The 15,147-nt window shown below is 37.2% G+C and carries 10 protein-coding genes; 6 read left to right on the forward strand and 4 right to left on the reverse strand.

The window, feature by feature from the left end; translation table 11 throughout:
* The first annotated feature begins 5 nt into the window (after positions 1-5).
* The 3 genes from AB674_RS17985 to AB674_RS17995 all read left to right on the forward strand — a co-directional run bounded on the left by AB674_RS17985 (position 6) and on the right by AB674_RS17995 (position 6,574).
* Positions 6-3,173 carry an efflux RND transporter permease subunit gene (locus tag AB674_RS17985; RefSeq protein ID WP_047778660.1) on the forward strand — a complete coding sequence of 1,056 codons (3,168 nt, stop codon included), beginning with the start codon at positions 6-8 and terminating at the stop codon, positions 3,171-3,173.
* The gene (locus AB674_RS17990) at positions 3,166-4,599 is read left to right on the forward strand and encodes a TolC family protein (protein WP_047778661.1); all 1,434 of its coding nucleotides are present in this window, start codon (positions 3,166-3,168) and stop codon (positions 4,597-4,599) included. Before AB674_RS17985 ends, AB674_RS17990 begins: the two co-directional genes overlap by 8 nt.
* A 421-nt stretch (positions 4,600-5,020) precedes the next feature.
* Positions 5,021-6,574: an arylsulfatase gene (locus AB674_RS17995; protein WP_082210671.1), complete on the forward strand. Its 1,554-nt coding sequence runs from the start codon at positions 5,021-5,023 to the stop codon at positions 6,572-6,574.
* Between the two features lie 74 nt (positions 6,575-6,648).
* On the opposite strand, the gene AB674_RS18000 is transcribed toward AB674_RS17995, so the two are convergent.
* On the reverse strand, positions 6,649-7,398 hold the full coding sequence (locus AB674_RS18000) for a DeoR/GlpR family DNA-binding transcription regulator (protein ID WP_047778737.1): 750 nt from the start codon (positions 7,396-7,398) through the stop codon (positions 6,649-6,651).
* Between the two features lie 92 nt (positions 7,399-7,490).
* Between AB674_RS18000 and AB674_RS18005 the strand changes: the two genes are divergently transcribed.
* Positions 7,491-8,024, forward strand: coding sequence for a 5' nucleotidase, NT5C type (locus AB674_RS18005; RefSeq protein WP_047778662.1), 534 nt, complete (start codon positions 7,491-7,493; stop codon positions 8,022-8,024).
* 397 nt (positions 8,025-8,421) lie between these two features.
* Here AB674_RS18005 and AB674_RS18015 read toward each other — a convergent pair whose 3' ends face one another.
* Together AB674_RS18015 and AB674_RS18020 are read right to left on the reverse strand one after the other, a co-directional pair.
* Positions 8,422-9,273, reverse strand: coding sequence for an AraC family transcriptional regulator (locus tag AB674_RS18015; RefSeq protein WP_047778664.1), 852 nt, complete (start codon positions 9,271-9,273; stop codon positions 8,422-8,424).
* A 592-nt stretch (positions 9,274-9,865) separates the two neighbouring features.
* Entirely contained in the window at positions 9,866-11,227 is a 1,362-nt protein-coding gene (locus AB674_RS18020; RefSeq protein WP_047778665.1) for a GH1 family beta-glucosidase, read from the reverse strand.
* A gap of 435 nt (positions 11,228-11,662) precedes the next feature.
* On the opposite strand from AB674_RS18020, the gene AB674_RS18025 reads away from it, so the two are divergent.
* Both AB674_RS18025 and AB674_RS18030 read left to right on the forward strand, forming a co-directional pair.
* The gene (locus AB674_RS18025; RefSeq protein WP_047778666.1) at positions 11,663-12,025 is read left to right on the forward strand and encodes a hypothetical protein; all 363 of its coding nucleotides are present in this window, start codon (positions 11,663-11,665) and stop codon (positions 12,023-12,025) included.
* 310 nt (positions 12,026-12,335) lie between these two features.
* Positions 12,336-13,343 carry an isoaspartyl peptidase/L-asparaginase family protein gene (locus AB674_RS18030; protein ID WP_047778667.1) on the forward strand — a complete coding sequence of 336 codons (1,008 nt, stop codon included), beginning with the start codon at positions 12,336-12,338 and terminating at the stop codon, positions 13,341-13,343.
* Between the two features lie 758 nt (positions 13,344-14,101).
* Here the strand turns inward: AB674_RS18030 and AB674_RS18035 are convergent.
* Positions 14,102-14,941, reverse strand: a complete 840-nt coding sequence (locus AB674_RS18035) for an alpha/beta fold hydrolase (RefSeq protein WP_053004319.1) — start codon at positions 14,939-14,941, stop codon at positions 14,102-14,104.
* Between the last annotated feature and the right edge of the window lie 206 nt (positions 14,942-15,147).

Raw genomic sequence — 15,147 nt, forward strand, 5'->3', positions numbered from 1 at the left:
CAAAAATGTTTAATAAATTTATTCAAAGACCTGTACTGTCGATCGTAATATCGCTGATCATTGTCTTTTTAGGGGTATTGTCGGTACTAAATTTACCGATTACCCAATTCCCTTCGATTTCTCCTCCAATGGTAAACGTTACAGCAGATTACCCTGGATCTAACGGAGAGTTGATGATCAAATCGGTTGTTATTCCTTTAGAAAGAGCCCTAAATGGTGTACCGGGAATGAAATATATGACTTCTGATGCCGGTAACGATGGTGAGGCGAGTATACAAGTGGTTTTTAATTTAGGTACAGACCCAAATCAAGCTGCCATTAACGTTCAAAACCGTGTCGCTTCAGTAACAAATAAACTACCTCCGTTAGTAGTAAGAGAGGGAGTAAAGATTACCCGTGAAGTTCCGAGTATGTTGATGTATGTGAATCTTTACAGCACGGATAAAAATACCGACATGAAGTTTCTATACAATTATGCCGATATCAATGTATTGTCAGAATTGAAAAGGGTTAACGGTGTTGGATCAGGAGATATTTTAGGAACTCGTGAATATGCCATGCGTATCTGGCTAAAACCCGATAGAATGTTGGCGTATAAAATTTCTGCCGATGAGGTAATGGAAGCATTATCAAGTCAGAGTTTGGAAGCTTCGCCCGGTAAAACAGGAGAAAGTTCAGGTAAACGTTCTCAGGCATTTGAATATGTATTGAAATATTCCGGACGTTTTACAAACAAAGAGCAATACGAGAATATTGTAGTACGATCGAATAGCAATGGGGAACTTTTGCGTTTGAAAGATATTGCAAAAGTAGAATTTGGAAGTTCAATGTATGATATTTATTCGAATTTGAATGGAAGACCTTCTGCCGCAATTGTACTAAAACAATCTTTCGGAAGTAATGCCAATCAGGTTATTGAAGATGTAAAAGCCAAGCTGGAAAAAATTAAGCAAAAGTTTCCAAAAGGAATGGAGTATGAAATCTCGTATGACGTTTCTAAATTCCTTGATGCTTCTATCGAAAAAGTAATTCACACTTTGATCGAAGCTTTTATTCTGGTAGGATTAGTGGTATTCCTTTTCTTAGGAGACTGGCGTTCTACTGTTATTCCGGCAATTGCCGTACCGGTTTCGTTGGTTGGAACTTTTGTGTTCATGCAATTTTTTGATATTTCATTGAATTTGATTACGTTATTCGCTTTGGTTTTGGCAATTGGGGTCGTCGTCGATGATGCGATTGTGGTTATTGAAGCCGTTCACGCCAAGATGGAAGAAGAACATCTTTCAGCCTTTAAAGCGACTAAAAAAGCGATGCATGAGATCGCTGGCGCTATTATCGCGATTACGTTCCTGATGGCTGCCGTATTTATTCCTGTTGCCTTTATGTCTGGTCCGGTTGGGGTATTTTACAGACAGTTTTCGATTACAATGGCTACCGCTATTATTCTTTCGGGTATTGTGGCTTTGACTTTGACACCGGCACTTTGTGCAATGATGTTAAAAAACAATCATGGTAAGCCTAAAAAGAAAACGCCGGTAAACAGGTTTATAGATGGTTTCAATAATAAGTTTAATCTGGCGCAGGGTAAATACCAAAATGTATTAGCCAAAATTGTAGACAGAAAAGTAGTTACTATAGTGGTACTTCTTGGTTTTTGTGCCGGAACATGGTTGGTGAGCAGTACTGTTCCTTCTGGATTTATTCCAAATGAGGATCAGGGAATGTTTTATGCAATTATTCAGACACCACCGGGATCTTCATTAGAAAGAACCAATCATATTGCAGAGGAATTACAGAAAGAAGCCGAAAAAATAGACGGTGTAAAATCAGTTTCTTCATTGGCTGGTTATGAAATTTTGACAGAGGGTACAGGATCGAATGCAGGAACTTGTTTGATCAACCTGAAAGACTGGAACGATCGTAAAGAATCGGTTCAGGAAATTATGATGGAGCTTGAAGAAAGATCAAAAGATATCCCGGGTGCTAATATTGAATTTTTCCAACCGCCAGCCGTACCGGGATATGGAGCAGCAGGAGGATTTGAACTTCGTTTATTGGATAAAACTGGTACCAGTGATTTCAAAAAACTGGAAGCGGTTAATAAAGAGTTTGTAGAAGAATTAAACAAACGTCCCGAGTTAACTAACGTATTTAGTTTCTTTAGTGCCAGTTTTCCTCAGTATATGATGAAAGTGGACAATGATTTGGCACAACAAAAAGGAGTTTCTATCGAAAATGCGATGAATACCTTGTCTACTCTTGTGGGAAGTAATTATGAAATCAGTTTTATTAAATACGGAATTAATTATAAAGTAATCGTTCAGGCAGCGCCGGAATACCGTGCACAACCGGACGACATTTTAAAACTGTATGTGAAGAATAACCGCGACGAAATGGTGCCGTTTTCTGCCTTCATGAAATTAGAAAAAGTATACGGTCTTTCGGAAATTACGAGACACAATATGTATACTTCTACAGAAATTAGTGGTGGAGCAGCTCCGGGATATAGTTCCGGTACTGCCATTAAAGTAATTCAGGAAGTTGCCGCCAAAAAACTACCAAGAGGATATGACATTGACTGGGCAGGTATTTCTGCCGATGAGGTGGCACAAGGGAATCAGGCCATTTGGGTATTCTTGATTTGTTTAGGGTTTGTATACCTGGTTTTGGCAGCGCAATACGAAAGTTTCATTCTTCCGTTATCCGTAATTTTCTCTTTACCGGCAGGTATTTTCGGAGCTTTCCTTTTATTAAAATTAACAGGATTAGAGAACAATATTTATGCGCAGGTTGCGATGGTAATGCTTATTGGTTTACTGGGTAAAAATGCCGTATTGATTGTAGAGTTTGCAATCCAAAGACATGCTGCAGGAAAATCAGTTTTTGAGTCGGCTATGGAAGGATCAAAAGCAAGGTTCCGTCCTATTTTAATGACTTCATTTGCTTTTATCGCAGGATTATTACCGCTTGCTTTTGCTACTGGTCCGGGTAAAATTGGTAACAGAACTATTGGTACTGCGGCTGCAGGAGGTATGCTTATAGGAACTATTTGTGGGGTATTTATTATTCCGGGATTGTATTACATTTTTGCCAAAATCTCAGAGAAACACAAATTGGTAAAACATGAAGAAGAGAATCCATTAACAGAAGAAATTGACAATAATCATGTATAAATTTAAGTTGCAATATAGTATTGTGTTAGGTCTTTGTCTTGCAGCAGTTAGCTGCAAGGCACCACAGGCCACAGCCGAAACTTCAAATAAAAAGATTGTTCCTGAGGCGTACACTAACAGTAAGGATACAATTAATACCGCTACTATTCCGTGGCGTGATTTCTTTAAAGATCAAAATCTGGTACAGTTGATTGATACGGCACTGAAAAACAATCAGGAATTAATGATCACTTTGCAGGAAATAGAGATTGCGAAAAATGATGTTCGTATTAAAAAAGGAGCGTATCTACCAACTGTTGGTTTGAGAGCAGGTGCAGGAGTAGAGAAAGTAGGAAGGTATACAAGTCAGGGAGCCGGTGATGCCACTACAGAAATCAAACCGGGTAAAGAAACTCCGGATCCGTTAGGTGATTTTGTAGTTGCAGCTTATGCGAATTGGGAAGTAGATATCTGGAAAAAATTGCGAAATTCTAAGAAAGCAGCAGTGAGCCGATATTTGTCAACCATTGAAGGAAAAAACTTCGTAGTTACCAATCTGATTGCAGAGATCGCCAGTTCGTATTATGAATTATTAGCGCTTGACAGTCAGTTGGATATTGTAAAACAAAATATAGAATTGCAATCGAACGCGTTAGAAATTGTAAAAATCCAAAAACAAGCAGCCAGAGCAACTGAATTAGGCGTTCAGAAATTTCAGGCAGAGGTGATGGATTCTAAAAGCAAAGAGTTTGTTATTCTTCAGCAAATAAAAGAGACGGAAAACAGGATTAACTTTTTGGTGGGTCAATATCCACAGGAAATTAAGCGAGATAGAAACAACTTTTTAAGTTTGTTGCCATCAACAGTTAGTTCCGGAATTCCGTCTCAATTATTGCAGAATCGTCCTGACATTAAACAAGCAGAAATGGAGCTTACAGCTGCAAAACTGGATGTAAAAGTAGCTCGTGCCGAATTTTATCCGTCTCTTGATATTTCGGCGGCGATAGGTGTAAATGCTTTCAATCCATCCTATTTGCTAACGTTTCCGGAATCGCTATTGTATTCCTTAGCAGGAGATCTTGCCGCACCATTGATCAATAGAAATGCTATAAAAGCAGAGTTCAGCAACGCCAATGCAAGACAACTTCAGGCGTTGTACAATTACGATCGTACGGTTTTGAATGCTTATATTGAAGTTTCGAATGAACTTTCAAAAATTAATAATTTAGAAAAAAGCTACGACTTAAAATCAAAACAAGTAGCGGCTTTAAATACTTCTATCGATGTTTCAAATGACTTATTTAAATCTGCCAGAGTAGATTATTTTGAAGTTCTGATGACACAAAGAGATGCTTTAGAATCTAAATTAGAATTGATAGAAACTAAAAAGGACCAATTAAATGCCGCAGTCCATGTTTACAAGGATTTAGGTGGAGGTTGGAAATAAAGAGTGTTTTTGAATTGTAGACAAAAACCTTCCAAGAGTTCGCTCGAGGAAGGTTTTTTATTTTAAAGAAATTTGTTTTTAGTAAGTTGTTCCTGTTTTTTAGGACTGTTTTGATTCGTATTTTTTTGCTGGCTTTTAGTCCTAAAGTTGCATTCCTGATTTTTTCAAATTCAAGGTACGATTTGATTATTGTTTATTGTGTTGAAAATTAGTACATTAGCTTGTTTTTTTTTCTTAAGCCAATTCCCTTTTGAGCATGCCCCTTTTCTCTATAGGCCTCATAAACCAGCTTTGCAGGTTTTTTAAATTTTCTTTTAAGCACTTGAGTTTTATTTGTAAAAACACTATTCCCTGTACCCATTGGGGTTTAGCTTGTATATTTTTTGAGTATGAACAAATTAAAAACCAAAATGATTTAATTATGAAAAAATTTATCAAATTTAAAAGCATGGTTTTTATTGCTTTTATGTGTTTTTTTCTAACAGGATTGCAAGCACAAAAGAATAAAAAAATGAACGTTTTAGTGATTATGGGTGACGACATCGGTTGGTTTAACCCAAGTTGCTATAATCGAGGCCTTATGGGGTTTAAAACACCTAATATCGATCGCATTGCGAGTGAAGGAGCCTTATTTATGACCTGGTATGCACAGCAAAGTTGTACTGCCGGTCGTGCGGCCTTTATAACAGGGCAATCACCCATCCGGACCGGACTTACAAAAGTTGGAATTCCCGGTGCAGATGTGGGGCTGAAACCCGAGGACCCTACCATCGCAGAATTGTTAAAAGGACAGGGATATGCAACCGGGCAATTTGGTAAAAACCATCTTGGAGACAAAGACGAATTCTTACCAACAATGCATGGATTTGATGAGTTTTTCGGTAATCTCTATCATCTTAATGCTGAAGAAGAGCCAGAAAGTCCCGATTATCCAAAGAATCCCGAATTCAAAAAAGCCTTCGAGCCACGTGGTGTAATGCATACTTGGGCGAATGCAGACGGAACGCAGAAAATAGAAGATACAGGAGCTCTTACCATTGAAAGAATGAGAACTGTAGACACTGAATTTACCAATGCAGCAATGGATTTTATGGACAAACAAGTTAAGGCCGACAAACCATTCTTTTGTTATTTCAATTCGACCAGGATGCATATTTTTACCCATCTTAGTAAGGAATATGAGGGTAAAACAGGTCTTGGTTTACAAGCAGATGGTATGACAGAGCATGATGATGATATCGGTAAATTGCTAAAAAAACTGGATGATCTTGGCATTTCAGAAAATACTATTGTCATTTACACAACCGATAATGGTACCGAATTAATGACATGGCCAGATGGAGGAAGCACTCCATTTCGAGGAGAAAAAGCAACCAACTGGGAAGGTGGGTATCGCGTACCGACTGTAATTCGCTGGCCTGGTGTAATCAAACCCGGCACAATTTATACTACAGACATGTTTGCACATGAAGATATATTGCCAACAGTGGTTGCTGCTGCCGGCGAACCGGATGTAGTGCAGAAGTGTCTTAAAGGATACAAAGTAGGTAAAAAGAGCTTTAAAGTACATCTTGACGGATATAATCTGATTCCGTTTTTTAAAGGAGAAGTAAAAGAATCACCGCGTAAAGAATTTATCTATTGGAGTGATGATGGTGATGTTTTTGCCATTCGTTACGGAAGATGGAAAACGGTTTTTATAGAACAAAATAATGAAGGATTGGATATCTGGAGAAAAGAGTTCGAGAAATTAAGACTGCCTAACATATTTGACATGTATATCGATCCATTTGAACGTGGAGACAAATCGTTGCTGTATGATAACTGGCTTGTACACCATGTTTATTTAAATTACGGATCTACTGCTTTAGTGGCAAATTGGCTGCAATCTTTTAAAGAATTTCCGCCAAGACAAAAACCGGCAAGTTTTAATTTAGATGAAGTCATGGCAAAAATGACTCAGGCTAAAAATTAATAAAGAAGAGATTTTTTTAATTGCAAAAACAAACCTTCCGGAGTTCACTTTCGGAAGGTTTTTTATTTTAAAGATTAAAGAATCGTGATACCGGCATTTTTGTACACTTTAAAAATCTCATCCTCTGGAGAAATATTGGTAACCAGTACATCAATGTCTTTAATCGGACAGACGAAATAAGATTCGGCGGTTTCTACTTTTTCAACGGAACTTATGCCTATTACAAAATTAGAGTTTTGAATCATATTCTGTTTAATTAGAGAATCTTCATAAAAAACTCCTGTAATACCGCGTTCATGATGGATACTGCAGATTCCCAAAATGCAAATATCTGCCCTGAAATTTCTAAAGAAATCTATCGTTTCAATACTGGCCGTTGCAAAAGAGATTTTACACATTTTTCCTCCGGCAAAGATTAATTCAATATTAGGTAAATCCTCAACCAACACTGCTACGGGAAAACTGTTAGTAACGACCGTTAATTTCAAATCATAAGGAAAACTCGCCACTAAAGCCAACGAGGTAGTTCCACCATCAATAAACACAACTTGCCCGTCTTTAAGATAGGAGATCGCTTTTTCGGCAATAATTTTTTTGTTTTCAAGATCGTGTTTTTCTCTTTTTCGATAATGCAGCGGAATTGGAGAAGGAGCAACAGCACCTCCACGAACCGCTTTTAGAAGCCCTTGATCCGAGAGTTCTTTTAAGTCGCGTCTGATAGTGTCTTCTGAAACACTCAGAAACTCACTCAACTCTATTGAAGTTACACGATGTTCTTTAGACAAATAGTCTAAAATTATTTTCTGACGCTCCTCTTTTTTCATTTGTTTTGCAAATTTATATTGCAAAAATAAGTTAATTATTGCAATATGTTGCAACTTTTGCATAGTTTTGTTGCAATAAAAACTTAAAAAATATGAATAAGAAAACAATTGCAATTGATATGGATGGCGTGATTGCCGATATCGAAACCCATTTAATTACCTTTTATAAGGAAAAACACGGGATAGAAATCTCAAGAGAAGGCATTCAGGGTTTAAGTGAGGAAAAAGCATTTCCGATTAAAGAAAATTTGCACAGTATTGTGAACTCTAAGGGTTTCTTTCGAACAATTCCGGTAATGCCTGATGCAGTCGAAAGTTTGCGTTTATTACAGGAAAATTTTGAAATCTTTATCGTTTCCGCAGCGATGGAATTTCCGGTGTCACTCGGAGAAAAATTCGAATGGCTCAAAGAACATTTTCCTTTTATTGGCTGGGAAAACATCATTTTATGCGGAAGCAAAAGAATCATCAATACAGACTATATGATTGATGACCATCCAAAGAATTTAGATTCATTTACAGGCAAACCAATTATGTTTACTTCATTCCACAATACAGAGAAAGAAAACTATTTGCGGGTAAATACATGGAAAGAAGCTGTAGCTTTTTTACACCAAACATTGTAAACGCGAGAGGCCTTTAGGAATCAGGAGTTTGTTCGGGATTAGATATGAAATTCCAATTTTTGAAATTCCAAATTCCAAAATCTATGGTTATTGAAGACTATTTCGATAAATTTAGGGGTATAATTGCGTTTTTTGAAGAGAAAAGCCTTTCGGAAGTGCACTCCCGAAAGGCTTTTTTTATTTTATGTAAACAAGAGTTAGGTGTAAAATTCCAATTTTTTGAAATTCCAAATTCCAAATTCGAAAGTTATTAAAGACTATACCGATTACTTTATTATTCTAAAGGCTATTCTTTAAAAACAGCTGTCACCCTGAGCGAAGCCGAAGGGCATTACAGCTCTGCAAAAAAACCTTTGCGCCCCTTTGCGTAATCTCTTTGCGCCCCTTGCGGTTAAACCTAAAGCCCCCCTAATCCATAAAACATTTTACGATATTCAGACGGACTAAATCCCCTGTGTTTTTTAAACATATTGTTCAAGTGACTTTTATCGGTAAACCCAAATTCATCTGCAATTTCATTGATGCGCATGTGGGTGTGTAACAAACGATTTTCAATTAAATTGAGTTTATAAGTAGTTTGATATTGCTGCAAGGTTTCATTGGTATGCTTGCGAAAAAAACGTCCCAGATAACTCTCAGAAATTCCAAATTTGGTACCGATATGCTCCCCTCTGAGTTTTTCCGGATTGTAAATATTGGCTTGAACGTATTGCAAAATCTGAATCACTTTCTGATCACTTTGATCGTTTATTTTCTCCGGAAGACTTAGCATAACATTTCGGGCCACGATAACCAACAAAGTATTGATGTATTGTGTAAGCAACTCCTTTTGATACAATCCTTTGGTTTGATGTTCTCTTATAATGGCCTCTATCAACGGATGAACAATCTTTTTATCATCGTCGCTTTTTAATACACAACCGGGCTCATGTGAAGCATTTTTGAGAATCACTTCTATTTGTCTGAGGATTTCCTGTTGCGAAGTTCTGTTCAAATAAACCGTATTAAATCGGATAGAAAACAATTGTGTCGGTTCTTCAAACTCCAGTCTATGCGAATCCTTAGGAGTCAAAAGAAACAAATGACCTTGTTGATAGGCAAACGTATGGTCAGCAAAATGTTGTAATCCATTTCCCTTCACAATATATACAAGTTCAAAAAAACTATCGGTTTGTTCGCTTTTTTGCGATTGATCTACTAATTCTGTAAGAACCAATTCATAAGGTTCGTGTCGCACATTATTTTTCATAATAAAGAATACCTTTTAGAATACTGAAATATAATAATTTGCAATCAAATATTGCTGAATTTTGTAAGATATATTTTTGAATTAGGAGGAAATGATACGTCCTATAAAGTTAAAACAGCTAAAATTTAGAATGGTTTGGCTCTGAATCAAAAGGAAGGGAACTGTTTTTAGTATCGATTTTTGAGAAACGATTCGCTACAATCTCGTCCTTTCTTTTTTAAATTATTTGTGTGATTTGAGGTATGAGAAAACACACTCGTAATTCGACAAAGACTGGTCGCTCACTACGCGGAATTCCTGGTGTGATTTACTTCGTCTATTCGCTTTCGCTCGAGTCTCCTTCATCGAAATGACACGGAATCAAGTAAAAGTGTAAGTTTAAAAAAATAACGCGCTACATTTGTCATTTCGAAGAATGAGAAATCACAACCAATATTCGACAACCGTTCGTCCTTAGCTTGAGTGATTTCTCCTTCGTTGAAAGGACAAAAAAGGAGAACGTTTTCTTTAAAGTAAAGTTTGTTACTATTTAAAATTCATTCTCGACTTTTGAGATACAAACCAAAAATGTTCTCAAGAATCTAGAAGCTTTTTAGTTGTTTTTCGATAAAAAATCACGGAACCACATTCCCGATTGTTTGATGGTTCTTTTTTGAGTATCAAAATCAATATGGATCAATCCGAATCGGGCGTTGTATCCTTCTGCCCATTCAAAATTATCCGTAAGGCTCCATACAAAGTAACCATCGACATTGTAGCCGTCTTTTTTGGCTTTAAGTAATTGCTCTAAATGATCCTGAATATAATGTGTCCGTTTGATGTCATATACTTTTCCGTTTTTAACAATATCCGGGAAAGCGGCACCATTTTCGGTAATAATGATTTTCTTGATGTTTTTGTAGGCGTTAAACCTTTTTATAATATGATATAGGGCAGGAGGGTAGACTTCCCAGCCCATTTCGGTCGCGATTACATTTCTTTTTTCGGCACTTACCAGTTCAGCACCAATATAAGGAATCAATAAAGAGGCCCTTACTACTTCTCTGGTGTAACATTGTAAACCTATAAAATCAAAATCAAAAGACATATTGTTTACATCATCTTCGAGTATATAACTTTTGAGTTTTTTAAGAACGGCTAAATCTTCTTTCGGATAGCCAAGTCCTAAAATAGGTTCTATAAAAGTTCTGTTTAGTAAAGTATCTACTCGTTTTGCGGCTTCAATATCTTTTGGTTTGTCCGTTTCGGGTTCGATATGGGTACACGAAAAGGTAGTCCCTATATTAGCCTCAGGCAGTCTGTTTCGTATTATTTTAGCACCAGCAGCGGTAGATAACGTTACATGATGCATGGCTTTCAAATAATTGGTCAACCCTTTTCTTCCCGGAGCATGAATCCCAAGAAAATACCCGGCACCAGTAAAAACAGAGGGTTCGTTAATGACCATCCAGTTTTTTACTCGGTCTCCGAAATAGTGTACGCAGACTTCTGTATATTCCGAAAACCAGGTAACCGATTCGCGATTGGTCCATCCGCCTTTTTCTTCTAAGGCATGAGGAAGATCCCAATGGTAAAGAGTAACCCAAGGTTCGATATTACATTCCAGTAAAAAATCAATGATTTTATTATAGTAATCAATTCCGGATTGGTTCACAGGATGACTTCCGTTGGGCATAATGCGAGGCCAACTGATCGAAAATCTAAAATTCGGAATATTCAGTTCCCGAATTAAAGCAATGTCGTTTTTATAATGGGTATAGAAATCACAAGCCGATAAGGCGTGATGGCCATTTTTTATTTTACCTTTTTGCGACGTAAAAACATCCCAAATCGAAGCCCCTTTGCCATCGGCATCATGAGCACCTTCAATTTGAAAAGCGGCAGTAGATACACCCCACAGGAAATCCTCTCCAAATTGTTCTTTATTTAAAAGTGCGTTTTCTGTTTTACTCATTTAAATGCTGCTTTCCTTTATAGGGGAGGGTTTATTAATGTAGGAAAGAAGATTGCATTGCTTTTAAGAAAAGCCATTCTTTAAAGGAGACGAAAAATTTTAGATTAAAGAGTTTCATAACGATTAGTTTTATTCAAATTAATAAAACTAATATAAACTGATGGTAATGTGAGTGTTATGAAATAGTTAACGATGCTGTTTTGCGCTTATTATGGGAGTAGTTTCACAGCTTTTTATAGGGTATTATAATTTATTGTAAGATAAAAGAATTTAAATGGTATTAAAGTTTAGCAAAATCTATGGCATTCATTAAACAGTGTTTAGAGTTTAAATATTTACAGTAATTAATTTTAGACCATCGAAAAGAGAGAATATTCCTTCTTTTTAAACGATTGTTTTTAACTTTATTTTTATTAATTTAAAAATAGATACATTATGTCAGAAGTTAAAAATGATTGCATTGTTCCAATAACATCTTTCACGCCAATTCAAGGACCAATTGGTACAGTTATTACTGCAATAGTTCCAAGTCAAGAAGTAATAGTAGACCCCGATGGTTATTCAATAGTCGGTACTTTTATCGGAGAAGGAGGCACGTCTTTCACAGCAGATGCGGACGTATTAGATTGGAAAAAATGTACGAAGTTCTCTATTACGGTACCTGAAAACCTTAAAAAAGGACATCTGTACTCTTTTAAAATTAAATTTACTGTTTTATTTGAAGATTCAAAAGGGGGAACTTATTCTGAAACTTTTGTCTTTGAAAGTGCCAGTCCTTTCCTTGTTACTCTGGTGTAAGGTTGGAGAGTATTTATAATTAAAGAATATTAGACTAATTTTTATGGGACAGCATTTTATTTAATGAGGGATTTTATATTCCTCATTTTTTACTGTTTTAGTTACCGTAAACCATCTTATAGGTATTCTTTTTTTGTACTCCATATGTTTTTCATCTGATTCTTTGCAAAATTATTTTCACAGGAAAGAAGCAGCTAATTTTGTTTTGGAAAATATTGGTTTTTGTTTGTCCGTCAGTAAAATAAATTTACTTAACTTTTGCTTTTATTTTTAATACTGAAATTAACCACTTGAATTAAGAAGGAAACAGATGTCAAACAGAAGAGATTTTATAAAAAAAACAACTTTAGGAACGCTTGCCATAAGTTCGGTTTTGGGCTATAACGGATTTGCAAAAAACAAAGAAGAAGAAATTGATACTCCAATAAAAAAGCAGAAGAAACCAGTAATTATCTCGACATGGAATCACGGTTTACCTGCTAATGAAGAAACCTGGAAACAATTGAAAGCAGGAAAACCTCCTTTGGATGCCATTGAAGCAGGTATGAAAATTCCTGAAGCAGATCCGAAAGTTCGAAGTGTTGGTTATGGCGGATACCCCGATCGGGAAGGAAAAGTAACTTTAGATGCCTGTATTATGGATCACCATAGTAATTGTGGCTCTGTTTGTTTCCTGCAAGGAATTATGCATCCTATTTCAGTGGCAAAACGAGTATTGCAGAATACGCCCCATGTAATGTTGGCAGGGCAGGGAGCACTTCAGTTTGCTTTGTCTGAAGGTTTTAAAGAAGAAAATCTATTAACTCCCGAAGCGGAGAAAGACTGGAAAAAATGGCTGGAAGATTCTAAATACAAACCGGTTATAAACATAGAAAATCACGATACCATTAGTATGTTAATGTTAGATCAGGATGGAAACCTCTCAGGTGGATGTACCACAAGCGGAGCAGCCTGGAAAATGCACGGTCGCGTGGGCGACTCCCCTATAATCGGTGCAGGTCTTTTTCTGGATAACGAGGTAGGAGCAGCGGCAGCAACTGGTCTTGGAGAAGCCGTAATCCGAACTGCCGGAAGCGCGATGGTAGTCGAACTAATGCGTCAGGGGAAATCTCCTTTGGAAGCGTGTAAAGAAATCACAGAACGTATTTACAACAAACATAAAAACCATAAAGACATGGAATACCTGCAAGTCGGATTTATTGCATTGAATAAAAACGGGGAGCATGCAGGTTACAGCTTGAGATCCGGATTTAACTACGCCATTTCTGATGAGGAAAAAGGGCATAGAATGGAAGATGCTAAGTTTAGGATGTCTTAGGTTTTAGTCTTGGGTTTCAGGTTTTAAGTTTCAGGTTTCAAGTTTCAAGTTTCAAGTTGCGACTGAAAACAGCGACTATTTCCTCTCACAGTTTTCATTCTCGGGCGCATTGATGTCACCCTGAGCGGAGTCGAAGGCTTGCTAGTTGTAAAGGGCTTCGATTTCGCTCAGCCTGACAGTTGGGGGTTTTAGTCTGAGGTTTCAGGTTTCAAGTTTCAGGTTGCGACTGAAAACTGAGACTGAGACTATTTTCTCTGTCAGTGTTCAGTTTTCATTCTCGGTCGCATTAATGTCACCCTGAGCGGAGTCGAAGGCTTGTTAGTTGTAAAGGGCTTCGACTTCGCTCAGCCTGACAGTTTTGGGCTTTTAGTCTGAGGTTTCAAGTTTCAAGTTGCGACTGAAAACTGCGACTATTTCCTCTCACAGTCTTCATTCTCGGGCGCATTGATGTCACCCTGAGCGAAGTCGAAGGCTTGCTAGTTATAAAGGGCTTCGACTTCGCTCAGCCTGACAGTTTGGAGTTTTAGTCTGAGGTTTCAAGTTTCAGGTTTCGACTGAAAACTGCGACTGAGACTATTTTTTCTGTTAGCGTTCAGTCTTCATTCTCGAGCGCATTTATGTCACCCTGAGCGGAGTCGAAGGCTTGTTAGTTGTAAAGGGCTTCGACTTCGCTCAGCCTGACAGTTGGGGGTTTTAGTCTGAGGTTTCAAGTTTCAGGTTTCAAGTTTCAGGTTGCGACTGAAAACTGCGACTGAAAACTAATAAGTATATTTAACGAAATTGATAATATATTTAGACGTCAGTTCGGGATATTGATGCTGGGGGGCGTGACCGGTTTCAGAGTAGACGATTAATTGCGAGTTGATCATTTGATTGATAAAGGGATACCAGTTTTCTACCGCAAAGCTAATATCATGATCTCCGGAAATAACTAAAATCGGGGTTTTGGTTTTTTTAAGCTGTTCTCTGAGGTTTAAAATATCTTCCCGAAAACTGTCGCCTCCTGAAAAATAGAGCTGAAAGACGTCCATGGTAGAAGGGATTTTTTCGATGTCGATTTTTTTATGGATTCTGTCATGTGATACTTTTGCAGCAGCACGACTGGTTTCTGATTTTGGTTCGAAGAATAAAATGATTTCATCCTCAAAATCATTTAGCGGTTTTAGCGCCACATCTAAAAAAGCTGGTTCAAGAGGAACTTTGTTTTTACCGGGAGGATTTGTTCCAAGTAAAATAGAATGGGTAACCAAATTTGGATATAATAAAGTCGCAGCCTGCGCTACCAAACCACCGTAAGACCATCCTAGAACGATAATAGTGCCCAATTTTAACGCATCGGCCAGATCTTTTACATCTTTGGCGACAAGTGCTATATCAGGAGCCATAGTTCCTGTTGAAGAGCCGATGCCGGAATAATCAAAAGTGATTACATTAAATTTTTTAGCCATTGCAGCTATAAATAAAGGATCCCAGGTGTCGAGTGTTCCTCTAAAACGGTTTATGAAAAGTATTGTTTTTCCTTTGCCGTAGGAGCGATACGCAATTTTTCGATCTCCTGTTTCGGCAAAACGAGTCTCTGTTTCATAAATTTTTTTCATACTTATAATTTAAAAATTGGAAAAAAAAGAAGCGTATTTATAATCGGATTTTAAAGAATGTCCTGGCGTAAAAAAGAGAAATCTTCAATTAAAAACGGTTCTGCTTTGTTTAATGATGATTTAAGCAGACCAATGTTAAACCAAATTTGACGTTGTTTGAAATGCGATAATTTCCGCTTTCTGCGAACTTTTTAATTTGCAACAAT

Origin of the sequence: Flavobacterium sp. ABG, assembly GCF_001027725.1 — a bacterium.
Classification (GTDB): domain Bacteria; phylum Bacteroidota; class Bacteroidia; order Flavobacteriales; family Flavobacteriaceae; genus Flavobacterium; species Flavobacterium cupriresistens.

Excerpts from the sequence above, each read along its gene's own strand:
- AB674_RS17985 (WP_047778660.1), top strand. The coding sequence starts at position 6 with ATGTTTAATAAATTTATTCAAAGACCTGTACTGTCGATCGTAATATCG.
- AB674_RS17990 (WP_047778661.1), top strand. The coding sequence starts at position 3,166 with ATGTATAAATTTAAGTTGCAATATAGTATTGTGTTAGGTCTTTGTCTT.
- AB674_RS17995 (WP_082210671.1), top strand. The coding sequence starts at position 5,021 with ATGAAAAAATTTATCAAATTTAAAAGCATGGTTTTTATTGCTTTTATG.
- AB674_RS18000 (WP_047778737.1), bottom strand. The coding sequence starts at position 7,398 with ATGAAAAAAGAGGAGCGTCAGAAAATAATTTTAGACTATTTGTCTAAA.
- AB674_RS18005 (WP_047778662.1), top strand. The coding sequence starts at position 7,491 with ATGAATAAGAAAACAATTGCAATTGATATGGATGGCGTGATTGCCGAT.
- AB674_RS18015 (WP_047778664.1), bottom strand. The coding sequence starts at position 9,273 with ATGAAAAATAATGTGCGACACGAACCTTATGAATTGGTTCTTACAGAA.
- AB674_RS18020 (WP_047778665.1), bottom strand. The coding sequence starts at position 11,227 with ATGAGTAAAACAGAAAACGCACTTTTAAATAAAGAACAATTTGGAGAG.
- AB674_RS18025 (WP_047778666.1), top strand. The coding sequence starts at position 11,663 with ATGTCAGAAGTTAAAAATGATTGCATTGTTCCAATAACATCTTTCACG.
- AB674_RS18030 (WP_047778667.1), top strand. The coding sequence starts at position 12,336 with ATGTCAAACAGAAGAGATTTTATAAAAAAAACAACTTTAGGAACGCTT.
- AB674_RS18035 (WP_053004319.1), bottom strand. The coding sequence starts at position 14,941 with ATGAAAAAAATTTATGAAACAGAGACTCGTTTTGCCGAAACAGGAGAT.